Raw genomic sequence first — 24,410 nt, 5'->3', positions numbered from 1 at the left:
CTTCAGCGTAGAAGGTTTAAGGCATAAATGTTATTCAGATTCGATATCTGCCTTATCTAAACCAAAAGCTTTGTGTAATGCATTGACGGCAAGTTCCATATGTTTCTCATCAATGACGACTGAGATTTTAATCTCAGAGGTAGAAACCATCCGGATATTGACGTTTTCATCGGCCAACACGCGGAACATTTTCGATGCAACGCCCGCGTGAGAACGCATACCGACACCCACCAAAGAAACCTTGGCAATATTGTCGTCACCGCGCAGTTCACCACCACCCAGATCCGGGATCACCGTCTCTTCGAGCAGCTTTTTAGTCGCTTTATAGTCGCCCTTGGCCACTGTAAAAGTGAAATCGGTATAGTCGCCGGCAGGGGCAACGTTCTGAACGATCATATCGACTTCGATATTGGCATCGGCAATTGGGCCAAGAATACGTGAAGCTACACCTGGGACATCTGGTGTATTGAGCAAAGTCAGTTTGGCTTCATTCTTGGTAAAGGCGATACCGGAGATCAGTGGTTCTTCCATAGCGTCCTCATCTTTGTCTGCTTCTGCAACAATTAGGGTTCCGGGGCCGTCTTCAAAGCTCGACAGCACCCGCAGGGGTACGTTGTATTTACCGGCAAACTCTACCGCGCGGATCTGCAGCACTTTCGAGCCGAGACTGGCGAGTTCCAGCATCTCTTCCACCGTAATGCTTTCTAAGCGCTGCGCTTTAGAGCAAACACGAGGGTCAGTGGTGTATACGCCGTCAACATCGGTGTAAATCTGACACTCATCGGCGCCTAGCGCGGCGGCCAGGGCAACACCAGTGGTATCAGACCCACCGCGGCCCAGGGTGGTGATATTGCCGTCCTCATCGACCCCTTGGAAGCCGGCCACAACCACCACCTGCCCTGCTTCCAGGTCAGCTTTTAAGTCGTCGGTTTCGATACGCTGAATACGCGCTTTGGTATAAGCGCTATCGGTATGAATACCTACTTGGGCACCAGTGTGCGAAGTGGCTGGCACGCCAATTTGCTGCAGCGCCATGGCGAGTAGTGAGATCGTCACCTGCTCGCCAGTGGAGAGCAGCATATCCATCTCGCGCGGCGCGGGATCTTCGTTAAGTGCCTGAGCCATATCCGTAAGGCGGTTGGTTTCGCCGCTCATAGCGGAGACCACGACGACCACCTGGTGGCCTTGATCGCGGAAGCCCTTAACCTTTTCCGCTACGGCCTTGATACGCTCGACAGAGCCCACCGAAGTGCCGCCGAACTTCTGTACGTATAGTGCCATATGCCGTTTTTCCTATGCGTTCGGGAATGGAGGGTGAAATTGTATTGAAATAAATAAGGCCGGTGACAATCATGCCATCGGCCTTGGGGTTTAGCTAAGCGTGTTTTCCAACCATGCTGGTACGCTCTTCAACGCATCCGGCAGGGCGTCGGGTTGACTACCTCCTGCCTGAGCCATATCCGCGCGACCACCGCCCTTACCTCCCACTTGAGAGGCAACATGGTTAACCAGTTCTCCGGCTTTCACTCGGCCGGTCAGGTCTTGGGTTACCCCAGCAATCAGGCTGACTTTACCCGCCGCCTGATCGGCAACACCAAGAATAATGACGCCAGAACTGAGCTTATTCTTAAGCTGATCAAGGACACCTCGCAGGTCCTTGCCCGAAACCCCTTCCAACTGCGTCGCCAATAGCTTAACGCCATTGATCTCCTGCACTTGGCTCAGCATGTCGCTACCTGCGGCGCTGGCGAGCTTGGCTTTAAGCTGCTCAAGCTCCTTTTCCAGACTGCGGTTACGCTCAACCAGTGACTCTACCCGCGCTTCGACCTGCTCTGGCTTGGTCTTCAAACGCTCTCCCAAGCGCTCAAGGCGGGCTTCCTGCTCGCGGAAGTAGGCCAGCGCGTTTTCGCCGGTGATTGCTTCGATACGACGCACCCCAGAGGCAATGCCTACTTCACTCATGACATGGCAGCAGCCGATATCCCCACTGCGTGTGACGTGGGTACCACCGCACAACTCGATGGAGAAGTCGTCTGCACCAATGGTCAACACGCGTACGTTTTCGGCGTATTTGGCCTCAAACAGTGCTGCTGCGCCCTTGGCCTTGGCTTGATCCAGGCTCATTTGTTCGGTTTTGGTCGGCGCATTGGCCAGGATCTGCTCATTGACCAAGCGTTCGACTTCCGCCAACTGCTCAGCGGTCATCGGCTCAAAGTGGCTAAAGTCGAAGCGCAGGCGCTCGGCATTAACCAGCGAACCTTTCTGCTGCACGTGATCACCCAGCACCATACGCAGCGCTTTGTGTAGCAGGTGGGTCGCCGAGTGATTGCGGATGGTGGCCGTACGCAGGCTGGCATCTACTTCGCCGCGCACGCTGGCGCCCACACTCAGCGAGCCCTCAACCATGATGCCCTGGTGCAGGTGGTGACCGCTCTGCTTCTGGGTATCGGTGACCTGGAAACGGCCGCCGTCGACATACAAATAGCCGGTATCGCCCACCTGACCGCCTGACTCACCGTAAAATGGCGTGCGGTCTAGCACCACAACGCCCTTCTGCCCGTCTTCTAGCGCGGCCAGTTCGTTGCCTTCGCTGTCGACCAGTGCCGTTACCTTGGCGTGATCTTCCAGGCGATCATAGCCGGTGAAAGCCGTTTCGCCCTCCAGTTCGATAGAGGCGCTGTAGTCGGCACCGAACTGACTAGCCGCGCGAGCACGCTCGCGCTGGGCTTCTAAGGCCTGCTGAAAGCCCTCTTCGTCCAGGGTAACGCCACGCTCGCGGCATACATCGGCGGTAAGATCAAACGGGAAGCCGTAGGTATCGTAAAGCTTGAATACCGTCTCACCCGGCAGCACCTTGCCATCCAGCTCGGCCAAGGCCGCATTTAGAAGCCCCATGCCGTGATCCAGCGTGCGGGCGAACTGCTCTTCTTCTTTCAACAGCACTCGGGTGATTTGGTCATTCGCCTCGCGAAGCTCTGGATACGCATCGCCCATTTCGGCATCCAGCGCGTCCACCAACTTGTGGAAGAACGGCTCTACGGCGCCCAGCTTGTGGCCATGGCGAATGGCACGACGAATGATGCGACGCAGGACGTAGCCGCGACCTTCGTTAGACGGCAACACGCCATCGGCAATCAGGAAGGCACAGGAGCGAATATGATCAGCGATCACGCGCAGCGAAGGCGTCGTGGTATCAGGATGCCCTGTCGCTTTCGCGGCCGCCTGCAGCAGGCTCTGGAACAGATCAATTTCGTAGTTGGAGTGGACACCCTGCATAACGGCAGCCACACGCTCCAAGCCCATACCGGTATCGATAGAGGGCTTGGGCAGCGGATTGAGCGTACCTTGGCTATCACGATCAAACTGCATGAACACCAGGTTCCAGATTTCGATGTAGCGGTCGCCATCTTCTTCCGGGCTACCGGGAGGGCCGCCCCAAACCTCTGGACCGTGGTCAAAAAAGATTTCCGAACTCGGGCCACAGGGGCCGGTGTCACCCATCTGCCAGAAGTTATCTTCGTCTAATTTGGAAAAACGCTCAGGATCAATGCCGATCTCGTCTTTCCAGATGCGCTCGGCTTCATCATCGCTGACATGCACCGTAACCCATAGCTTCTCTTTAGGCAGACCCAACGTTTCGGTGAGAAAAACCCAGGCAAAGCGTATGGCGTCGTGCTTGAAGTAGTCGCCAAAACTGAAGTTACCCAGCATTTCAAAGAAGGTGTGGTGCCGTGCGGTATAGCCGACGTTGTCTAAATCATTATGCTTACCGCCCGCCCGTACGCAGCGCTGCGCAGACGTTGCCCGTACGTATGGGCGTGGATCGCGACCCAAAAATACATCTTTGAACGGCACCATGCCGGCATTGGTAAACAGCAGCGTCGGGTCATTGCCCGGCACTAAAGAGCTGGTGGGTACAATCGAATGCCCTTGCTCTTCAAAGAAGGTGAGAAAGGCCTGTCTAATCTCTGCGCTTTTCATAGGGTATCCGTAACAAGAAAGCGTGATGTCCCAGGGCGCTGTCGACGCTACCCTCAGGGGTCGCAAAGGGGCCATTATAGCGCAGTTGTCAAACGACTAAAGCCGCACTTAGTGGCAGAGAGGCAAACAACTAGGTAGAAAAGCGTATTAGAGCGCTACTAGAAAGCTAATAGGCGTCTTTTTTAAGGCAGGAAAAAAGTGTTACAGGCAGGAACCAGCGTATTAAAGACAGGAGAGCGCGTAGCGAATTTGCTCAAAATCGAAGCCGCGACTCGCTAGAAAGCGCTCGCGCCGAGCGCGCTCTTTAGGTGTTTCACCGGGGCTGTCAAAGCGCCGCGTCAGGGTTTCCCGAGCTAACTCGAACCAGTCGACCTGCTCCCCCTCCTCCACTTCTTCAAAAGCAGCGTTAAGGGTTTCCTGGTCAACACCGCGCTGGCGCAGTTCGCCTTTAATACGAATAACACCCTGGCCGCGCAGAATGCGCGAGCGTACGAAACTAGCCGCAAAACGCGCATCGGACTGCAGGTCTTGTTCGGCCAGGGCATCTAAACACTCGTCGATAGCGGTTGCGTCGAACGATTTTTTCTTCAATCGCTGAGCTAGCTCAGCGCGAGAGTATTCACGCCGAGCCAGCAAGCCAATCGCGATGTCACGGGGAGTGGCATCGCGCTGAGACATAAAGGACATCAGCTTGTCTCAGTTAGAGCAGTTTTAGAGCAGATCGTCATCGTTTGCATCCACTTCAGCCGCTGCTTCAGCAGGCGCGTCTTCCTTCTCCTTTTTAGGATCAGGCTTGGCTAAGAGCTGTTCACGAATTTGCGTTTCGATTTCGATCATAATGTCTGGATGCTCTTCCAGGTAGAGTGCTGAGTTCGCTTTACCCTGGCCGATTTTCTTGCCTTTATAGCTGTACCAGGCACCGGCTTTGTCGACTAAGTTGCACTGCACGCCCAGGTCAATGACCTCACCTGCATGGTAGATACCCTTGCCGTAGAGAATCTGGAATTCAGCCTGACGAAATGGCGGTGCCACCTTGTTTTTAACTACTTTCACGCGGGTTTCGTTGCCGGTAACTTCATCGCCAACTTTCACCGAACCGGTACGCCGAATATCCAGACGCACACTGGCATAGAACTTCAGTGCGTTGCCGCCCGTGGTGGTTTCAGGGCTACCAAACATAACGCCGATCTTCATGCGGATCTGGTTAATGAAAATCACCAGGCAGTTGGCGTTTTTGATATTACCAGTGATTTTACGCAGCGCCTGCGACATCAAACGCGCCTGCAAACCAACGTGGGAGTCACCCATTTCGCCTTCGATTTCAGCGCGGGGGGTCAACGCTGCGACAGAGTCAATAACGATGACGTCAACACCGCCGGAGCGTACCAGCATGTCGGTAATTTCCAGCGCCTGCTCACCGGTGTCTGGCTGGGAAACCAGCAAGTCATCCAGGTTAACGCCCAGTTTTTCAGCGTAGCTGGGGTCTAGCGCGTGCTCGGCATCAACGAAGGCACATACTTTGCCCTGCTTCTGCGCTTGAGCAATCACCGAAAGGGTCAAGGTCGTTTTACCCGATGATTCCGGGCCGAAGATTTCGCAAACACGACCAAACGGCAGGCCGCCAATGCCAAGGGCGATATCAAGCCCTAACGAGCCAGTGGAAACCGACGGCATCACCACACGCGGTGCGTCGCCAAGACGCATGACGGTGCCCTTGCCGAACTGACGGTCGATTTGGGTAAGTGCAGCGTTTAGCGCTTTCGTGCGGTTGTCATCCTGAGCCATTCAGAGATTCCTCATAACAAGCTGTATAATTACCCAGTAGTATGCCAAAGATTGCGCCGTAAACAAATCCTTGATCACGCTTTCTCACAACTATTTTTTTACGCATCTTTTTACGACCGTTTTCTGTGCCCGCTTTTCTACGCCCGTTTCTAAAAGTTATTTCTTCTCGCTCGCTTTTGCCTGAGCATCCAGGCGCGCCACCAATCCAGCCAACGCCTGACGCACAGCCTGCTCACGCACCGCTTGGCGGTCACCGGGATAGTGAAAACACTCAGCCTGCTGATCGGCAGCGCCCCCCCAGGCTAACCAGACAGTGCCCACTGGTTTTTCTGCACTCCCTCCATCCGGTCCGGCAACACCGCTAACGGCAACGGCTAAGTCTGCGCCACTTTCATCACAGGCGCCCAGCACCATGGCCTTCACCACCGCCTCACTTACGGCACCGTGTTCGCTCAGAGTACTCTCGGACACCCCAAGTAAGCGCGTTTTGGCGGCATTAGAATAGGTAACATAGCCGGTAGTAAAATAGGCAGAGCTACCCGCCGCGCCGGTAATTGCGCTAGCAATGCCTCCCCCTGTACATGACTCCGCGGCGCTCACTTCTAAATTTAACTGCTGACAAAGTCGCCCTAAACGCTGCGCCAACAGCGTTAAATCAAGATTTTTCAGGCTAGATACGCTGGGCACTATTGTCGCTCCTTCAAGTAAGTCGTCAGTTAAGCGTAGAATACTGCGTTTAGCTTTCTCAAAGAAATTGCTCAATCAGGACGCCCATGTCACAGGCTATACCCCCCAACACGCCAATGATCACGCAATACTTAAAGATCAAACGTGAACACCCCGAGGTACTGCTGTTCTACCGCATGGGGGATTTTTACGAATTATTCTTTGACGACGCCAAGCGCGCCGCCGCGCTGTTGGATATTACGCTTACCCAACGTGGGCAGTCGGGCGGGAAGCCAATCCCAATGGCGGGGGTACCTTACCATAGCGCTGAAGGCTACCTAGCGCGATTGGTCGCTGGCGGCGAGTCAGTCGCGATTTGCGAACAGATTGGCGACCCCGCCACCAGCAAAGGGCCCGTTGACCGCCAGGTGGTGCGGATCGTCACCCCAGGCACGCTCCACGATGAAGCGCTGCTGGATGCGCGTCGCGACAATGTGCTGGTCTCCGTTTCCCCCGGCAAAGAGAGCTGGGGCCTTGCGTGGCTGGAGCTCTCCAGCGGCCGCTTCAACGTACTCGAAGTGGAAAGCGAAGCGGAAATGCTCGCCGAGCTTACTCGTCTCTCCCCTGCTGAGCTGCTGGTGCCCGAAAGCCTAACGCTACCCGATGCCTGGTCGCAAAAACGCAGCCTGCGCCGCCAGGGCGAGTGGCTGTTTGACCTGGAGAGCGCCACCCGCAGCCTGTGCGACCAGTTTGAAGTGCAGGATTTACGCGGCTTTGGCTGTGCGCACTTAACCACTGCGCTGATTGCCGCCGGCGTGCTGATCGATTACGCCCGGGACACTCAGCGCTCGCGCCTGCCTCACGTGACCGCGATCAGCGTTGAGAACCGCGACGATGCCGTGGTGATCGACGCCGCCAGCCGACGTAATCTGGAAATTGATATCAACCTTGGCGGCAGCAGCGACAACACCCTGGCCAGCGTGCTGGATACCTGCACCACTGCCATGGGTTCACGACTGCTTAAGCGTTGGCTCAACCGACCCTTGCGCCAGCGCGAGATCGTCCAGGCCCGCCATGCAGGCGTAGCGTTGTTAAGCCTGGATGCGGCCTATATGCCGCTGCGCGAGACGTTAAGCGCCGTGGGTGATGTGGAGCGTATACTGGCCCGCGTTGCTCTCTACAGCGCCCGCCCGCGCGATTTGGCGCGCCTGCGCGATGCACTGGAGACACTCCCTGAGTTGGAGCAGCAGCTCAGCGAGGTAGAGAGCGGCAGCGCGCTGGACAACCTGCGCCCGCATATTCGCCCCTACCCGGAAATGGCCGATATGCTTAGCCGTGCGCTGGTCGAAAACCCGCCGGTGGTGATCCGCGATGGTGGCGTGATTGCCGATGGCTTCGACTCAGAACTCGATGAACACCGCGGCATGGCCGAAAATGCGGGCGACTATCTGATTCAACTAGAGCTTCGTGAGCGCGAACGCACTGGGCTTGCCAACCTTAAAGTCGGCTATAACCGTGTACACGGCTACTTTATTGAGCTGCCCCGCTCCCAAGCCCAGCAGGCGCCCGCTGACTATATTCGCCGCCAAACGCTTAAAAACGCCGAGCGGTTTATTATTCCTGAACTCAAAGAGTTTGAAGATAAGGCACTCTCCGCCAAATCTCGCGCGCTGACCCGTGAAAAATGGCTTTATGACCGCCTGCTGAGCGATCTCAACGCAAGCCTTCATGCGCTGCAGAGTACCTCGCAAGCGCTGGCGGAACTGGACGTACTGTGCGCGTTTGCCGAACGCGCCGAGGCGCTGAGCTGGGTTCGTCCCACGCTCAGTGACACCACTGGTATTCATATTGAGGCGGGACGGCACCCGGTGGTTGAGCAGGTCAGCGAAACGCCTTTTGTGCCTAATGATGTGACGCTCAACCCTGACCGGCATATGCTGATTATTACCGGGCCCAACATGGGCGGTAAATCAACCTATATGCGCCAGACGGCGCTCATCGCCCTACTCGCCCACTGCGGTAGCTTTGTGCCCGCCGATGCCGCTGAGATCGGCCCGCTGGATCGGATATTTACCCGCATTGGCTCGTCGGATGATCTGGCAGGCGGCCGCTCAACGTTTATGGTTGAGATGACCGAAACCGCAAATATTCTGCACAACGCTACCCAGCAAAGCTTGATCTTGATGGATGAAATTGGCCGCGGCACCAGCACCTTTGACGGACTATCGCTAGCCTGGGCAAGTGCAGAGCATCTCGCCAAGGGGCGTGCATTAACCCTTTTTGCAACGCACTACTTTGAGATGACGGCGCTGCCCGAGCACACTGAAGGCGTCGCCAACATCCACCTAACGGCCACCGAACACGGCGATAGTATTGTATTTATGCACCGCATTGAAGCAGGCCCGGCTAGCCAGAGTTACGGTTTGCAGGTCGCTCAATTAGCGGGCGTACCTGGCCATGTGATTAAACGGGCCCGCGAGAAGCTGATGAGCCTGGAGCAGCGCGATGTAGATAACACAGCGCAAGCGCCGCGAACAGCTCCCCAGCAAAACGACCTGTTTGCAGCCGCGCCGCACCCGGTGGTGGAGGCATTGGAAAATGTCGATATGGATGGTTTAACGCCGCGAGAAGCGCTCGCGCTGTTGTATCAGTGGCGAGACCTGATCTAATGGTAAATATAGTAGGTTATACAGAAGCCCATAAGGCGCTTGCCGACAGGTAGGCGCACCTCTAGAATGTCGCTCAAACTTTTAGCTTATAAAAAACGGCTGATTTATAACCATTCACGATTGACCATGGCTGAGAGACTCTCGGCCCTGCAAGAGGGATAGCAAGATGACGTTTGTCGTTACCGAGAACTGCATCCAGTGCAAATACACCGACTGTGTGGAAGTCTGCCCGGTCGACTGTTTTTACGAGGGCCCTAACTTCCTGGTCATTCACCCTGACGAGTGTATCGACTGTGCGCTGTGCGAGCCCGAGTGCCCCGCCGAGGCGATATTCTCGGAGGATGAGTTGCCCGATGGCCAAGAGGCGTTTATTGAGATTAACGCCGACATGGCCGAAGTATGGCCCAACATTGCCGAGCGCAAAGATCCACTGCCTGACGCCGAAGAGTGGGACGGCAAGCCTGGCAAGCTTGAGAAATTAGAGCGCTAGCCTTAGCCACCACCAGTATTGCGTCTAAAACCAGCGCTCCTGTTTAAAACAGCGAGCGCTGTTTTTTGTGCCATTAAAACCGAACCACCAAATTACAGGCAAAAAAAGGCGGCCCGTAGGCCGCCCGCTCCAAGCACTTCCTCTGACCACTCCCTGGTTCAACCTCCTCAGATGACTTCCTTGCCGGGGCTCACCTCACTGTATCACCCGGCGCATCCGACCTTCATCCCGTTGCATCCTGCCTGAAGCATCCCTGCCTCCCCTAGTCCTGCGTCCATTGTGGCAGATCACCGCGCCATCTCAACAAAGCTAAAATGCAATAAGGCGAGCCTACGCGGCTCGCCTTATTTCAACAATTAAATCAAAAACAACCACTTAAATTTCAATTAGTGGAAAATTTCGTTTTTTCTTACCCTTAACCGAGCGATTCTCGTCGGCTTTTGTAAGACATCTCTTACAAAATCTTGAGACATCTCTTACAAGAGAGGCCAAAAAACCGCTGTTAGTTTGCTAATTACTGCCCTTTGATCGCTTTTAATCCTGGGTAAGGAACATTTTCCAGCTCGGCTTCAATCACCAGCAAACGGTTGTATTTGGCAACGCGGTCGGAGCGGCATAGTGAGCCCGTTTTGATCTGCCCGGCACAAGTACCCACTGCCAAATCGGCAATAGTGGTGTCTTCAGTTTCCCCGGAGCGGTGCGAAATCACGGCAGTGAAGCCTGCATCCTGAGCCATCTTAATGGCATCCAGCGTCTCTGAGAGTGAGCCGATCTGATTGAACTTGATCAGGATAGAGTTACCGATCTGCTCATCAATACCACGCTTGAGAATCTTGGTATTGGTCACGAACAGGTCGTCACCCACTAGCTGCACTTTGTCGCCTAGCTTGTCGGTTAACGCCTTCCAGCCCGCCCAATCGGATTCATCCATGCCGTCTTCAATAGAGACGATGGGATAGTCCGCACACAGGCCTGCCAGGTAATCGGTAAAGCCTTGAGCGTCGTAGCTTTTACCTTCACCGGCAAGGTTGTACTGGCCATCTTTATAGAATTCGGAAGAAGCACAATCCAGCGCCAGGGTAACGTCTTTCCCCAGTACGTAACCCGCATCTGCCACGGCCTGTTTAATAACGGCCAGTGCATCAGCGTTAGAGGCCAAGTCAGGAGCGAAGCCGCCTTCGTCACCCACTGAGGTGGAAAGGCCTTTCGCCGAAAGCACTTTCTTCAGCGCGTGGAAAATTTCTGCGCCCATGCGCAGCCCTTCGCGGAAGTTAGGCGCGCCCACGGGCTGCACCATAAACTCTTGGATATCGACGTTATTATCCGCATGCTCGCCGCCGTTGATAATGTTCATCATCGGCACCGGCATGCTGTACTGGCCCGGCTGGCCGTAAAGCTCGGCAATGTGGGCATATAGCGGCACGCCTTTGGCGTTTGCGGCCGCTTTAGCTGCTGCCAGTGATACGGCTAGAATGGCGTTGGCGCCCAGATTCGCTTTGTTCTCGGTGCCATCCAGCGCCAGCATGGCATCGTCCAGGCCACGCTGATCACGCGCATCCATCCCCAGCAACGCATCACGAATTTTGCCATTGACCGCATCGACTGCTTTCAGCACGCCTTTACCCAGGTAGCGCGACTTATCACCATCGCGTAGCTCTAACGCTTCCCGAGAACCGGTCGAGGCGCCGCTGGGGGCACAGGCTTCGCCGACAGCGCCACTGGCAAGGCGCACGTGCGCCTGGACGGTCGGGTTACCACGTGAATCCAGCACTTCCAACGCACTGATAGCAACAATTTTGGTCATGGCAGTGTCCTTTCCTATAAGTCAGATAAAATTATTAATATAACGTCCTGCTTAGCGAATCGTCAGCGGCTCAAACCCTTTCACCAGCGCATCTAACTGGGCCAGCTGAGTTAAGAACGGCTCTAATTGATCCAAAGGCAGCGCACAGGGGCCATCGCATTTGGCATTATCAGGATCTGGATGAGCTTCTAAAAACAGCCCCGCTAGCCCCACAGCCACGCCTGCCCGTGCTAATTCCGCTACCTGGGCTCGGCGGCCATCGGCGCTGTCTGCACGCCCACCGGGGCGCTGCAACGCGTGGGTAACGTCGAAAAACACCGGATAGCCGGTCTGCTTCATATCGCCAAAACCGAGCATATCAACAATAAGGTTGTTGTAACCAAAGCTTGAGCCACGCTCGCAGAGCATCAGCTGATCGTTACCCGCTTCCTGAAACTTGCTGATGATATGGCGCATTTCATGGGGCGCCAAAAACTGCGGCTTCTTGATATTGATGACCGCGCCGGTTTTAGCCATGGCGACCACTAGATCAGTCTGACGAGCTAAAAAGGCCGGCAGTTGGATAATATCGGCAACGTCAGCGGCCGCTTCGGCCTGCCAGGGCTCGTGCACGTCAGTGATAATCGGCACGTTATAGCGGGCTTTGATATCGGCTAATATCTGTAGCCCTTTTTCAAGACCGGGGCCGCGATAGGAGTTGATTGAGCTGCGGTTGGCTTTATCGAAGCTTGCCTTGAAAACATAGGGCATGCCCAGCTTCTGGGTCACCGTAACGTAGGCTTGGGCGACTTCGTCGGCAAGCTCGGCAGACTCCAGTACGTTCATGCCGCCCAGCAGCATCAGCGGTAAGGAATTGCCGGCGGTTAAGCCGGCAACGTTAATATGACGCTCTTGAGAAGCCATGCTGTTGCCCTCTTATTCCTGAGAATGCGCATGGGCGCGATTACGCGCTGTTTTGTGATCCAACGCGGCGTTCACAAAGCCCGAGAATAGCGGGTGGCCATCACGCGGCGTGGAGGTGAACTCCGGGTGGAACTGACAGGCCACATACCAAGGGTGGTCAGCCAGTTCTATTACTTCAACCAGTGACTGGTCGACACTCTTGCCCGAGATAACCAGACCCGCCTTTTCAAGCTCGTCAATAAACTGATTATTGACCTCGAAGCGGTGGCGGTGGCGTTCTACGATCTCGTCTGAACCGTAGGCTTCGCGCGCTTTGGTGCCGGTTTCAAGATGGCATACCTGACCACCCAAGCGCATGGTGCCGCCTAAATCGGACGCCGCATCGCGCAGCTCGATTTTGCCTTCCGGGTTCAACCATTCAGTAATCAGCCCCACCACCGGGTGCTGGGTATCGTGGGTGAACTCGGTAGAGTTGGCGTCTTTCCAACCCGCCACGTTGCGAGCGAACTCAATCACCGCCACCTGCATACCCAGGCAAATGCCCAGATAGGGCACGTTATTTTCGCGCGCAAACTGTGCCGTCAAAATCTTGCCCTCTACACCGCGCTCGCCAAAGCCGCCAGGCACTAAAATAGCGTCTTTGCCCGCTAAACGTTCGGTGCCGTGGCGCTCGATATCTTCGGAGTCAATATAGTCGACGTTGACCTTAATGCGACCCTGGATACCGGCGTGAATAAGGGCTTCATTGAGCGACTTGTAGGCATCCAGCAGCTCCATGTATTTACCCACCATGGCGATGCTGACAGATTTGAGCGGGTTGAGCTTGGCATCAAGCACTTTCACCCATTCGGACAAATCGGCTTCTGGGGCTTCCAGGCGCAGCTTATCGCAAACGATCTCGTCCAGGCCGTGTTCGTGAAGCATCAGCGGAATGCGATAGATGGTATCGGCATCCTGCAGCGGCACCACCGCACGCTCTTCGACGTTGGTGAACAGGGCGATTTTGCGCCGCTCGCTCTCTTCCAGCTCAACTTCGCTGCGGCAAATCAGAATGTCTGGTTGGATACCGATCGAGCGCAGCTCTTTGACGCTGTGCTGGGTCGGTTTGGTTTTGGTCTCACCCGCCGTTTTGATGTAGGGCACCAGGGTCAGGTGCATAAACAGCGCGCGGTTGGCGCCCTGCTCACTACGAATTTGACGAATCGACTCCAGGAAAGGCAGCGATTCGATATCACCCACCGTGCCGCCGATCTCTACCAGCGCCACATCAAAGCCTTCACCGCCGGCGTAAACGCGCTCTTTAATTTCGTCGGTGATATGCGGAATCACCTGAACGGTGCCGCCTAAATAGTCGCCACGGCGCTCTTTACGCAGCACGTGCTCGTAAACACGACCGGTCGTAAAGTTGTTGCGCTGGGTCATTTTGGTGCGAATAAAGCGCTCGTAATGCCCGAGATCAAGGTCGGTTTCGGCACCATCTTCTGTGACGAACACCTCACCGTGCTGAAAAGGGCTCATAGTGCCCGGATCCACGTTGATGTACGGGTCGAGCTTGAGCATGGTGACCTTAAGGCCGCGAGCCTCTAAAATCGCCGCAAGCGAGGCGGAGGCGATGCCCTTGCCAAGAGAGGACACAACGCCGCCGGTCACGAAGATATATCGTGTCATGGATAACCTGTCGAATCGTGATCAGAAGGCACGGCAGAAAGCCACGCCAGGATGGGTCGACAGACTAGCAGATTACGACCTAAGGCTCAATTTGAACTGAGCAGTCAAAACCTACTCAGCTTCATCACACTTTGCAACCGCCCCAGCTATAGGTCTCCGCGAGGGCGCTGTGAACCCATCCCTGGGCGCTACTTTCGCCATCCCTGGCGAAAGACCCTCGCTACGACCTATCCCTGGTGCTGCTCTAGCGTTAGGCGCGCTCTATACGCCCAGGTAATCCAAAATACCTTCTGCAGCCTGGCGGCCTTCATAAATCGCCGTGACCACCAGATCAGAGCCGCGCACCATATCGCCACCGGCAAAGATTTTTTCATTACTGGTTTGGAAAGCGTACTGGCCGTGCTCCGGCGCGGTGACGCGGTCGCGCTCGTCGACTTGGATATTAGAACTGTCGAACCATGGCGCCGGGCTGGCCTGGAAGCCGAAGGCGATAACCACGGCATCCGCTGCGATGATCTCTTCAGAGCCGGGCACCACTTCAGGACGCTGACGGCCGTTTTCGTCCGGCTCACCCAGGCGGGTGCGCACAACCTTCACGCCCTCGACCTTCTCTTCACCGACAACCGCTACCGGCTGACGATTGAACAGAAACTCAACGCCCTCTTCACGGGCATTGGAGACTTCACGGCGAGAGCCCGGCATGTTGCCTTCGTCACGACGGTAGGCGCAGGTCACGCTGGTCGCGTTTTGACGAATCGAGGTACGGTTACAGTCCATCGCCGTATCGCCGCCACCCAGCACCACCACGCGCTTGCCTTCCATGGAGATATAGTCGTTCGGGTCTTTTTCGAAGCCCAAGCAGCGATTGACGTTGGCAATCAGGAAATCGAGGGCTTTATAGACACCCGGAAGGTCTTCGCCAGGGAAGCCGCCCTCCATGTATTTGTACGTGCCCATCCCCAGGAAGACAGCATCGTACTCCTGCATCAGGGTCTCAAACTCGATATCGGTGCCGATTTCGGTATTCAGGCGAAACTCAACGCCCATCTCCTCAAAGACCGCCCGGCGGCGCTCCATGACGCTTTTTTCCAACTTGAATTCCGGTATACCGAAAGTCAGCAGGCCGCCAATTTCCGGGTACTTATCAAACACCACCGGCTTAACGCCGTTGCGGGCAAGAATATCGGCACAGCCCAAGCCCGCAGGACCCGCACCAATGATGGCGACTTTTTTGTCAGTCCAAGTGACGTGAGACATATCCGGGCGCCAGCCCATGGCGAACGCCGTATCGGTGATGTACTTCTCAATCGAACCAATCGTGACCGCGCCGAAGCCGTCATTCAACGTACAGTCGCCTTCGCACAAGCGATCCTGCGGGCACACACGGCCACACACTTCCGGCAGCGAGTTGGTTTTGTGGGAAAGCTCAGCGGCTTCAATAATATTGCCTTCCACCACCAGCTGCAGCCAGTTAGGAATGTAGTTGTGCACCGGGCACTTCCACTCGCAGTAAGGGTTACCGCAGTGCAGGCAGCGATGCGCTTGGCTGGCCGCATCGGTGGGCTTGAACGGTTCGTAAATTTCCGCGAACTCTTTGGCCCGAGCGCGAGCATCTTTCTTCTGTGGGTCTTTACGACCCACATCGACAAACTGAAAATCGTTATTTAAACGGTTAGCCATGATCTCTCTCCTGTCAGCGTGAGGGGCATAAGCGAGTTATTGCGGCTGACGCCGAGACTGATCCAGCAAACTACCCAGGCTTGCCGCTTTTGGCTTCACCAGCCAGAAGTGGCGCGCATAGTCGCTGAAGTCTTCCAAAATAGCCGCCCCACGCGCGGAACCCGTCGCGGCCACATAGGCTTCGATCATTTCACGCAGGTGACGACGATACGCTTCCATGGCCTCCGTGTTAACGCGATGAATTTCGACCAGCTCGTGGTTGTACTTATCCACGAAGGTGCGCTCTTCATCCAACACATAGGCAAACCCACCGGTCATGCCCGCACCGAAGTTCACCCCGGTTTCACCCAGCACGCAGACCAAACCGCCGGTCATATACTCGCAACAGTGGTCGCCTGCGCCTTCAATCACCGCGGAAGCGCCCGAGTTACGCACGGCAAAGCGCTCACCCGCCGTACCGGCCGCAAACAGGGTGCCCCCAGTAGCACCGTACAGGCAGGTATTACCGATAATGGCCGTTTTATGGCTCTCAAACTGGCTGACTTTAGGCGGCACGATCACGATACTGCCGCCGTTCATGCCTTTACCAACATAATCGTTGGCGTCGCCTTCCAGGTATAGGTTCAGTCCACGGGCGTTCCACACCCCGAAGCTCTGCCCCGCCACCCCGGTAAAGCGGGCAGTAACCGGCGCAGCTTCCAGCCCCTCTTCGCCATAACGCTTGGCGATGGCGCCGGACGTTAACGCGGCCACGCTGCGGTCGCAGTTGGTGATGGTGAAATCAAACTCACCGCCCGACTGGTTTTCGATGGCATCTTTTAGCGCCGCCAGTACTTCCAGGTTTTTGGCACCCGGATCGTGAGGCACGTTACGGCTGACCTTGCAGAACTGTGGGGCATCTTTAGGCACAAAATCATTGGCCAGCAGCGGCGTTAGATCGAGCTTGCGCTGTGACGCGGTATTGCCTTCCAACACTTCCAGCAGATCAGTACGGCCGATAAGATCCGTCAGCTTGCGCACGCCCAGCATGGCCATCAGCTCGCGTACCTCTTCAGCGATAAAGCGGAAGTAGTTCTTGACCATATCCACGGTGCCGCGGAAGTGCTCGCCACGCAGGAAATCATCCTGGGTGGCAACTCCGGTCGCGCAGTTATTGAGGTGACAGATGCGCAGGTACTTACAGCCCAACGCGACCATCGGCGCGGTACCAAAGCCGAAGCTCTCTGCACCGAGTATCGCCGCTTTAACAACATCAAGGCCGGTTTTCAGGCCGCCATCCGTCTGTAGGCGAATCTTGTCGCGCAGGCCGTTGATACGCAGCGCCTGATGCACTTCAGGAAGCCCCAGCTCCCAAGGCGAGCCCGCGTGCTTGATGGAGGTCAGCGGGCTAGCGGCAGTACCACCGTCGTAGCCTGATACGGTAATCAGATCCGCATAGGCCTTGGCCACACCGGTAGCGATCGTGCCAATACCCGGCTCAGACACCAGCTTCACCGATACCTGGGCATCCGGATTGACCTGTTTGAGGTCGAAAATCAGCTGGGCCAAATCTTCGATAGAGTAAATATCGTGGTGCGGTGGCGGTGAAATCAGCGTCACGCCGGGCACTGCGTAGCGCAGCCGGGCAATCAACTGGTTCACTTTACCGCCGGGCAGCTGACCACCTTCGCCGGGTTTAGCGCCCTGGGCGACCTTGATCTGCAGCACTTCGGCATTGACCAGATATGCCGGAGTCACGCCAAAACGACCGGAGGCGATCTGCTTGATTTTAGAACTACGAATAGTGCCGTAGCGGGCAGGGTCTTCGCCGCCTTCACCGGAGTTGGAGCGACCGCCCGCCTCGTTCATCGCCTGGGCCAGCGCTTCATGAGCCTCAGGCGAGAGCGCGCCCAGCGACATACCTGCGCTATCAAAGCGCGGCAGCAAGTCTTCAACCGGCTCGACTTCTTCCAGGGCAATCGGCGTCTCAGCAGGCTTGAGCTTAAGCAGATCACGGATGGTGGCCACCGGACGCTCGTTGACAAGCTGAGCGAACTTTTTCCACTTGGTGTAGCTGCCTTCCTGAACTGCCGCCTGAAGCGACATCACTACATCTGGGTTGTAGGCATGGTACTCGTGGCCATGTACGTACTTGAACATGCCGCCCTGGGAGATCCCTTTCCTCGGAATCCAGGCATCTTTGGCCAGCAGCGCTTGCTGCATCTGAAGCTCGGCAAAACCGGCGCCCTGGATGCGCGACGCCATACCCACAAAGCAGAGATCCATCACTTCATCCGCAAGGCCCACTGCTTCAAACAACATTGAGCCGCGGTAGGAAGCCAGCGTCGAGATACCCATTTTAGACAGGATCTTGAACAGGCCTTTCTGTAGCCCTTTACGGTAGTTCTCACGGCCATCCGCCGGGTTGCCGGTCAACTCGCCTGTGCGGTGCATATCCGCCATGACCTGGTAAGCAAGCCATGGATAAACCGCCGTGGCACCCACGCCAAACAGCACTGCCATTTGGTGAGCATCGCGAGCGTAGCCGGTTTCCACTACGATATTGGCATTGGGGCGCAGCGCTAAACGACCTAAGTGTGAGTGCACGGCCCCCACCGCCAAGGCGGCTTGAATGGGGATCAACCCCTTGGCCAGCTCAGCATCGGTCAGCACCAGGATCACTTTACCGGCAAGCACTTGCGCTTCGGCCTCTTCACACAGCGCTTTCAGCGCTTGGTGCAGGCTCTGCTGCTCTGGGTCGTAGCCCAACGACAGCGTATAGCTGGCAAACGCCGGGTCATCCTGGCTTACCAGGGCGGTAAATTTACGCGGTGACAGCACCGGCGTGGTCAAAATCAAGCGGTGGGCGTGCTCAGGCGTCGCTTTAAAGACGTTTAGCTCGGCGCCACAGCAGGTTTCCAGCGACATGACGATCGCTTCACGCAGCGGGTCGATGGGTGGGTTGGTCACCTGGGCAAACTTCTGGCGGAAAAAGTCCGTCAGCAGGCGCGGGCGGCTCGACAGCACCGCCATCGGCGTATCATCGCCCATGGAGCCAACGGCTTCCTGGCCACTCTCCGCCAGCGGGCGCAGCACCTGATCGCGCTCTTCAAAGCTCACCTGGAACATCTTCTGCTGCACGTTGAGCGAATCGGTATCCATAGTCTGAAAACGCGCCAACTCTGTCAGCGCTGACTCCAGATAATTCGCTTCCTGCTTTAACCAGCGCTTATAGGGGTAGGCAGATTTCAGCCGCTGATCGATATCTTCGGTGTGCAGCACTTCGCCAGTCTGGGTGTCCACGGCGAGCATTTGGCCGGGGCCAACCCGCCCTTTGGCAACCACGTCTTCCGGCTTGTAGCCGTAGGTGCCGATTTCCGACGCCAGGGTAATGTAGCCATTTTTGGTAATCACCCAGCGCGCCGGGCGCAGGCCGTTACGGTCAAGCATACACACCGCTTGGCGACCATCGGTCATGACCACACCTGCCGGGCCATCCCACGGCTCCATGTGCATGGAGTTGTATTCGTAGAAAGCACGCAGTTCGGCGTCCATGGTTTCGACGTTCTGCCACGCGGGTGGCACCATCATGCGTACCGCACGGTGCAGCTCCATGCCACCTGTGAGCAGCACTTCCAGCATGTTATCCATGCTCGAAGAGTCAGAGCCAGTGGTATTGACGATCTCGTCCAGCTCGGCGATGTCCGGCAGGCGCTCGTTAACAAAGTTGGCTTTACGGGAGTTCGCCCAGCCACGGTTAGCCTCAATGGTGTTAATTTCACCATTGTGGGCCAGCAGGCGGAACGGCTGTGCTAGCGGCCAGCGCGGCGCGGTGTTGGTCGAGAAGCGCTGATGGAACACGCAAATGGCGGTTTCCAGGCGCGGGTCGTTCAAATCTTTATAAAACGCCGGCAGATCTTCCGGCATCATCAAGCCTTTATAGGAGATGACTTCTGACGAGAGCGAGGCAACGTAGAAGTCCTCCTCGTCACGCAGCGCCTGTTCGGCACGGCGGCGAGCCATGAAGAGGTCGACATCGAAGTGCTCACCCTGGCCTGGCTGTACAAATAACTGACGAATACGCGGCAGGCAGTCCAGCGCCATGGGGCCACAAACGCTGGGGTCAGTTGGCACATCGCGCCAGCCAAGTACATTAAGGCCACGCGCTTCAAGCTCGCGGGTCAGGGTATCGCGGGCATTTGCTTCACGGGCATCATCATTGGGGAGAAACACGACGCCCACGGCAAAGCGTTCGCCAAGCTCGGCATCAAACGCCTCTTTGGCCAGCGCCTGCATAAACGGTGTGGGCATTTTAAGTAGCAAGCCACAGCCGTCACCGGTTTTTCCGTCGGCAGCGATACCGCCCCGGTGGGTCATGCAGGTCAAAGATTCAATGGCAGTTTTCAGCAAGTCGTGGCTAGCCTGGCCTTCCATATGGGCAATCAGGCCAAAACCACAGTTATCGCGAAACTCGCCAGGCTGGTGAAGACCTCTATTCATGGGCGTGCCTCTACTAGTCAGCGTATTTTTTTAGCAGCGTGCTTATGGTATAAAGGACGGTTTCGCTTTTTTTATAGTGCTTATAACCTGCCCAGAATGGGGTGTTTCCCACATTCGCTGCCGCAAGAAAATGGCCGGTCAGCATAGCGATTGGTAGCCACTTTGCGCAATCTCTTGGCACCCACAACGTTAGAGAAACTCTTTTCAAATCCTGTGTTTGCATACTCGCTAAAGGAAAAAACACATACACTTCAATCACTTGTAACGAAGTGAAACGTGATTTTCGAGCTTTTTATTTTCCATTAGACTTTAGTATAAATAGCACCAACAAGTCCATGCCGATAGCGCATAAGGCATACGGATTATAAAGAAACACCGTTCTACTACTGGGGGTAAAAATAACACTGCATGGGTAACCCACCCTCCACATCGCCTGCCTAATTGATGGCTGCAAGTGAGGGCGGGGTTGTATATTAATGAAGGCGTAATCTGCGTGTTTTACGGCTCAGCTGCGCGGATACTCATCCAACAGCGCACGTAGAACATCCGTAGGCGTTGCATCGCTTATGCAGGCATTACCCAAGTCGTTAAGCAGCACTAGCCTTAGACGTGTATCGATATTCTTCTTATCCAGCCGCATACGGGCTAAAAAGTCATCGCTGGTCATATTGGCGGGTGCCGCTAAAGGCAGCTCGGCGCTTTCGATTACCGCCAAGCTTCGGGTGAGCGCCGCGTCGTCAATCCAGCCCAGCCGATTTGAAAGCGTGGCCGCCATGGCCATGCCCGCGCCAACCGCTTCGCCGTGCAACCAGTTGCCGTAGCCCTGGTGGGCCTCGATGGCGTGGCCAAAGGTGTGGCCCAGGTTGAGCAGCGCACGAACGCCCTGCTCGGTTTCATCTTCGCCGACAATGTCGGCTTTGATTTGGCAACTGCGGGCAATGGCTTCAGCCACTACTTCGGGCTCAACGTTGAGTAGCGCGGGCATATTGGCTTCCAGCCAGCTTAAAAACGCTTCGTCACGGATCAAGCCGTACTTAATGACCTCGGCCATACCGGCCGATAGTTCTCGGCGCGGCAGGCTCTTAAGGGTCTCAATATCCACCAGCACCGCTTTGGGCTGCCAGAAAGCGCCGATCATGTTCTTACCCAGCGGATGATTAACGCCGGTCTTACCGCCTACCGACGAATCCACCTGGGAGAGCAGCGTGGTCGGCACCTGGATAAACGCCACGCCGCGCTGGTAGGAAGCAGCGGCGTAGCCGACCATATCGCCAATGACACCGCCGCCTAAGGCGACCAGGGTGCAGCGGCGGTTAAAGCCAGCTTCCAGCAGCGCATCCCAAATTCGGCTGACCTGCTCAATGGTTTTATACTGCTCGCCGTCGGGCAGCACGACAGTGCGCACATCTAACTCATCCGGCAGGCTGGCGCAGAGCTTTTCAAGATAAAGAGGCGCAACCGTCTCGTTAGTGACGACCATTACCTGCTGGCCCGCTAGGTAAGGTGTCAGCGTATCGACTCGCCCAATCAGCCCGGTGCCAATATGGATCGGGTAGCTGCGCTCGTCTAAAGCCACCTGAAGCGTGCGTTGTGCGCTGGCGGTCGAGGTCATTGCGATACCTTATGGTTAAGCGTTCCAGCCGTATTAGGCGTTGATGAGGGCTCAAGCGGATCCACCAATCGGTGCACTCGGCGCAGGATTTCATTGACCACAGCCCGCGGGCTGCGCCGGTCAGTGCGCACGGCAATATCCGAGGTGGCTCGGTAGAGCGGATCGCGCTGGGCAAACATATCGTTAAGCACCTGCTCGCGATTGCCACACTGTAAGAGAGGACGATTGCGATCTTTCGCCGTGCGTCTAAGCTGCTGGTCCACCGTGGTCAACAGATACACCACCGTGCCACGCTCGCGCAGCGCGCGGCGATTCTCTTCGCGCAGCACCGCACCGCCGCCGGTGGCGACCACCACGGAGGAGAGCCGGGTTAACTCATCAATCATATGAATTTCGCGCAACCGAAAGCCCTGCTCTCCTTCAACATCGAAAATCCACGGGATATCTGCCCCACAGCGATCTTGAATGGCGTGGTCACTGTCATAAAATTGGCGCGAAAGCTCCGCCGCCAATAGGCGACCAATGGTGCTTTTGCCAGCCCCCATAGGGCCTATGAGAAATAAATTGGGTAAATCCTGCATCAGCGAACCGTTAAGCCATCGTCTAGGAGTCGTGGAGTAATAAAGACTAACAACTCTACCTTTTCATTGCTCTCTTCGGTATAGCGAAACAGTCTACCCAGGAAAGGAATATCGCCCAACAGCGGTGTTTTGGCGATTTGCCGCAGCTCTTCAGTGGTCAAAATACCGCCTAACACCACTGTTTGACCGTTATCGACCAGCACTTGGGTCTCGATCTGGTTAGTATCAATGGGGGGCTCGCCACCAAATTCTGACTCACGAAAACTGTCATTTTTGATCACCAGATCCATGATGATGCGGTTATCCGGGGTAATTTGCGGGGTCACTTCCAGCGAGAGCTCGGCTTCTTTGAACTCGGTATCCGGGTTGTCGTTGCCATCCACGCTTTGAAACGCGCGCTCTTCACCCTGGCTAATGCGGGCGGTACGTTGGTTGGCAGTAATAATGCGGGGCTGAGAAATGGTCTGGCTCTTGCCTTCGCTCTCCAGCGCGCGTAGCTCCAAATCCAACAGGATATCGCCGGATAAGTAGCCGAAACTAAAGCCGGTACCAGGCCCCGTAGCGGCGCCTAAATCCACCGCCAAACCACCCTGCGCCCGATTGATGCCATCGGGGTTGATATCCCGTCGGCTGAAGGTCCCATCGTCCCCCTCCTGAAAACCACGGGTGCTCGACATACCCCAGTTAATGCCTAGCTCACGGGAGGCGGTGTCTCGGGCAATGACTATGCGTGCTTCTATTTGCACTTGGCGAACAGCGACATCCAAGCGGTCAATGGTGCGGGCAATATCGCGCACTTGGTCGGCGGTATCTTGCACCAGCAGCGTATTGGTGCGGTTATCAATGCTGACGCGTCCTCGCTCGGTGAGTAGACCAAAGCCGTCACCCTCGCCTCCGCGCAGTAGCAGGGCCAAATCCTCGGCTCTGGCATACTTGATCTCGATGAACTCGGTCACCAACGGTGAGAGCGTCTCACGCTGGTTACGTGCCTCTAGCTCCTGGCGCTCCAAATCAGCCAGTTCACTGGCAGGCGCCACGACAATCACATTGCCCTGCTCACGGCTCGATAACCCCTGGCTTTGCAGAATCAGCGCGAGCGCCTGATCCCAGGGGACATCGTTTAAGTTGAGCGTCACGCGGCCGGTGACGCTGTCACTGGCAACCAGATTCAGCCCGGTAAATTCAGCCAGCGTTGCTAGCACTGAACGCACTTCGATATCTTGAAAATTAAGACTCAACCGCTCGCCATTAAATTGCTCACCGGTGGCCTGAGAGGGCTGTGATTCCTGGCTGGCAGGCTGCACCTCCACCGTCAGCGTACGGCCACTTTGCGAAGAGATCATCGCGTAAGCGCCCTGGGTGGCGATGGCCAACTGGGTGTCGCCCTGGCTGGCACGGGGCGTAATGCGCGTAATCGGTGTGGCAAAGTCGGTGACATCGTAGACCTGGTTAAGCGAGTCAGGAATTGCCACGTCGCGCAATCCCACCATCACCTGGTCGGGGCCACCTTCGCGCACGTTCGCCACCACCCCTTCACGGTCGAAGGTGACCAGCAACCGTCCGGCGCCGTCTGCGCCGCGGCGAAAATCAATATTTTCAATCTGTGGCCCTTCATCGGTCTCCAGCCCCGTTGAAGAGACGCTGGCAGACGGAATGGGCGAAGGATTCAGCGAGGTATCGGCAGCAGGGCTTGTGGCTGATGCAAAGGTGATTCGTAGACGATCATCCAGCACGCGAGACGTAAATGTTTGCGTCTCAGAGAGGTTGACGACCAAACGCGTACGGCCATTGCCCTCAAGGGCAGTGATCTGCTCGACCCCATGGCTGTTGATACTCAGGCGTCGGCTGGCTAGTCCATTTTGGGTATCTGCCAAATCTAGCGCCACACGCGGCGGGGAGTCTAAGCGGTAGCTGCGTAACTCGGGTACGCCGCCGGTGAAACGAAGATCAACGTTGACTCCCCCGTTGTCGTCGGGCTGAACATCAACATCCGTTAACACCGATGCCACTGCCAGCGAAGGCGCCAGTGAAAATAGTGCGGCCATGGCCATAGAAAGAGTGATTCGCCAAGCTGTAACTACCATGAGCTATT

At 56.2% G+C, this 24,410-nt stretch carries 15 protein-coding genes; 2 read left to right on the top strand and 13 right to left on the bottom strand.

All coding sequences use genetic code 11. The annotated features are described in order from the left end of the window. Positions 1-30: 30 nt before the first annotated feature. The 5 genes from MLE19_RS05895 to MLE19_RS05875 form a co-directional block, all read right to left on the bottom strand. Positions 31-1,281, bottom strand: a complete 1,251-nt coding sequence (locus tag MLE19_RS05895) for an aspartate kinase (protein ID WP_240717139.1) — start codon at positions 1,279-1,281, stop codon at positions 31-33. Positions 1,282-1,371: 90 nt separating this feature from the next. Then, positions 1,372-3,981, bottom strand: coding sequence for an alanine--tRNA ligase (gene alaS, locus MLE19_RS05890; RefSeq protein WP_240717138.1), 2,610 nt, complete (start codon positions 3,979-3,981; stop codon positions 1,372-1,374). 222 nt (positions 3,982-4,203) lie between these two features. After that, positions 4,204-4,668, bottom strand: coding sequence for a regulatory protein RecX (locus tag MLE19_RS05885; protein ID WP_240717137.1), 465 nt, complete (start codon positions 4,666-4,668; stop codon positions 4,204-4,206). Positions 4,669-4,692: 24 nt separating this feature from the next. Further along, positions 4,693-5,766 carry a recombinase RecA gene (gene recA, locus MLE19_RS05880; RefSeq protein ID WP_240717136.1) on the bottom strand — a complete coding sequence of 358 codons (1,074 nt, stop codon included), beginning with the start codon at positions 5,764-5,766 and terminating at the stop codon, positions 4,693-4,695. Positions 5,767-5,922: 156 nt separating this feature from the next. Then, on the bottom strand, positions 5,923-6,456 hold the full coding sequence (locus MLE19_RS05875; protein WP_240717202.1) for a CinA family protein: 534 nt from the start codon (positions 6,454-6,456) through the stop codon (positions 5,923-5,925). Positions 6,457-6,539: 83 nt separating this feature from the next. Here MLE19_RS05875 and mutS point away from each other — a divergent pair, with 83 nt between their 5' ends. Together mutS and fdxA are read left to right on the top strand one after the other, a co-directional pair. Continuing rightward, the gene (gene mutS, locus MLE19_RS05870; protein WP_240717135.1) at positions 6,540-9,101 is read left to right on the top strand and encodes a DNA mismatch repair protein MutS; all 2,562 of its coding nucleotides are present in this window, start codon (positions 6,540-6,542) and stop codon (positions 9,099-9,101) included. Positions 9,102-9,267: 166 nt separating this feature from the next. Then, positions 9,268-9,591, top strand: a complete 324-nt coding sequence (fdxA, locus tag MLE19_RS05865) for a ferredoxin FdxA (RefSeq protein WP_240717134.1) — start codon at positions 9,268-9,270, stop codon at positions 9,589-9,591. Between the two features lie 514 nt (positions 9,592-10,105). Here fdxA and eno read toward each other — a convergent pair. From eno to pilQ, 8 genes are all read right to left on the bottom strand, one after another. After that, positions 10,106-11,395: a phosphopyruvate hydratase gene (gene eno / locus MLE19_RS05860; protein WP_240717133.1), complete on the bottom strand. Its 1,290-nt coding sequence runs from the start codon at positions 11,393-11,395 to the stop codon at positions 10,106-10,108. A gap of 51 nt (positions 11,396-11,446) precedes the next feature. Next, the gene (gene kdsA / locus MLE19_RS05855; RefSeq protein ID WP_240717132.1) at positions 11,447-12,298 is read right to left on the bottom strand and encodes a 3-deoxy-8-phosphooctulonate synthase; all 852 of its coding nucleotides are present in this window, start codon (positions 12,296-12,298) and stop codon (positions 11,447-11,449) included. A gap of 12 nt (positions 12,299-12,310) precedes the next feature. Then, the gene (locus MLE19_RS05850) at positions 12,311-13,966 is read right to left on the bottom strand and encodes a CTP synthase (protein WP_240717131.1); all 1,656 of its coding nucleotides are present in this window, start codon (positions 13,964-13,966) and stop codon (positions 12,311-12,313) included. A 261-nt stretch (positions 13,967-14,227) separates the two neighbouring features. Next, positions 14,228-15,646, bottom strand: coding sequence for an FAD-dependent oxidoreductase (locus MLE19_RS05845; protein ID WP_240717130.1), 1,419 nt, complete (start codon positions 15,644-15,646; stop codon positions 14,228-14,230). Positions 15,647-15,682: 36 nt separating this feature from the next. Continuing rightward, complete coding sequence (gene gltB / locus MLE19_RS05840) at positions 15,683-20,125, bottom strand: glutamate synthase large subunit (protein WP_240717129.1); 4,443 nt, start codon at positions 20,123-20,125, stop codon at positions 15,683-15,685. Between the two features lie 505 nt (positions 20,126-20,630). After that, positions 20,631-21,737 (bottom strand): 3-dehydroquinate synthase, encoded by a 1,107-nt coding sequence (gene aroB, locus MLE19_RS05835; protein ID WP_240717128.1) that lies wholly within the window; start codon positions 21,735-21,737, stop codon positions 20,631-20,633. Continuing rightward, a complete protein-coding gene (gene aroK, locus MLE19_RS05830; protein ID WP_240717127.1) occupies positions 21,734-22,318 on the bottom strand; it encodes a shikimate kinase AroK in 585 nt (194 codons plus the stop codon). Before aroK ends, aroB begins: the two co-directional genes overlap by 4 nt. Further along, positions 22,318-24,402, bottom strand: a complete 2,085-nt coding sequence (pilQ, locus tag MLE19_RS05825) for a type IV pilus secretin PilQ (RefSeq protein ID WP_240717126.1) — start codon at positions 24,400-24,402, stop codon at positions 22,318-22,320. Before pilQ ends, aroK begins: the two co-directional genes overlap by 1 nt. Positions 24,403-24,410: the final 8 nt, after the last annotated feature.

The sequence above is a fragment of the Vreelandella neptunia genome (assembly GCF_022489065.1).
Lineage (GTDB): Bacteria > Pseudomonadota > Gammaproteobacteria > Pseudomonadales > Halomonadaceae > Vreelandella > Vreelandella neptunia_A.
This window is presented reverse-complemented; position numbering and strand designations above follow the sequence as displayed.

What these genes read in the sequence shown, in the direction of transcription:
- MLE19_RS05845 (WP_240717130.1), bottom strand. Translation starts at nt 15,646, where the DNA reads ATGGCTAACCGTTTAAATAACGATTTTCAGTTTGTCGATGTGGGTCGT.
- MLE19_RS05895 (WP_240717139.1), bottom strand. Translation starts at nt 1,281, where the DNA reads ATGGCACTATACGTACAGAAGTTCGGCGGCACTTCGGTGGGCTCTGTC.
- MLE19_RS05850 (WP_240717131.1), bottom strand. Translation starts at nt 13,966, where the DNA reads ATGACACGATATATCTTCGTGACCGGCGGCGTTGTGTCCTCTCTTGGC.
- kdsA (WP_240717132.1), bottom strand. Translation starts at nt 12,298, where the DNA reads ATGGCTTCTCAAGAGCGTCATATTAACGTTGCCGGCTTAACCGCCGGC.
- aroB (WP_240717128.1), bottom strand. Translation starts at nt 21,737, where the DNA reads ATGACCTCGACCGCCAGCGCACAACGCACGCTTCAGGTGGCTTTAGAC.
- recA (WP_240717136.1), bottom strand. Translation starts at nt 5,766, where the DNA reads ATGGCTCAGGATGACAACCGCACGAAAGCGCTAAACGCTGCACTTACC.
- eno (WP_240717133.1), bottom strand. Translation starts at nt 11,395, where the DNA reads ATGACCAAAATTGTTGCTATCAGTGCGTTGGAAGTGCTGGATTCACGT.
- mutS (WP_240717135.1), top strand. Translation starts at nt 6,540, where the DNA reads ATGTCACAGGCTATACCCCCCAACACGCCAATGATCACGCAATACTTA.
- alaS (WP_240717138.1), bottom strand. Translation starts at nt 3,981, where the DNA reads ATGAAAAGCGCAGAGATTAGACAGGCCTTTCTCACCTTCTTTGAAGAG.
- gltB (WP_240717129.1), bottom strand. Translation starts at nt 20,125, where the DNA reads ATGAATAGAGGTCTTCACCAGCCTGGCGAGTTTCGCGATAACTGTGGT.
- pilQ (WP_240717126.1), bottom strand. Translation starts at nt 24,402, where the DNA reads ATGGTAGTTACAGCTTGGCGAATCACTCTTTCTATGGCCATGGCCGCA.
- fdxA (WP_240717134.1), top strand. Translation starts at nt 9,268, where the DNA reads ATGACGTTTGTCGTTACCGAGAACTGCATCCAGTGCAAATACACCGAC.
- MLE19_RS05885 (WP_240717137.1), bottom strand. Translation starts at nt 4,668, where the DNA reads ATGTCCTTTATGTCTCAGCGCGATGCCACTCCCCGTGACATCGCGATT.
- aroK (WP_240717127.1), bottom strand. Translation starts at nt 22,318, where the DNA reads ATGCAGGATTTACCCAATTTATTTCTCATAGGCCCTATGGGGGCTGGC.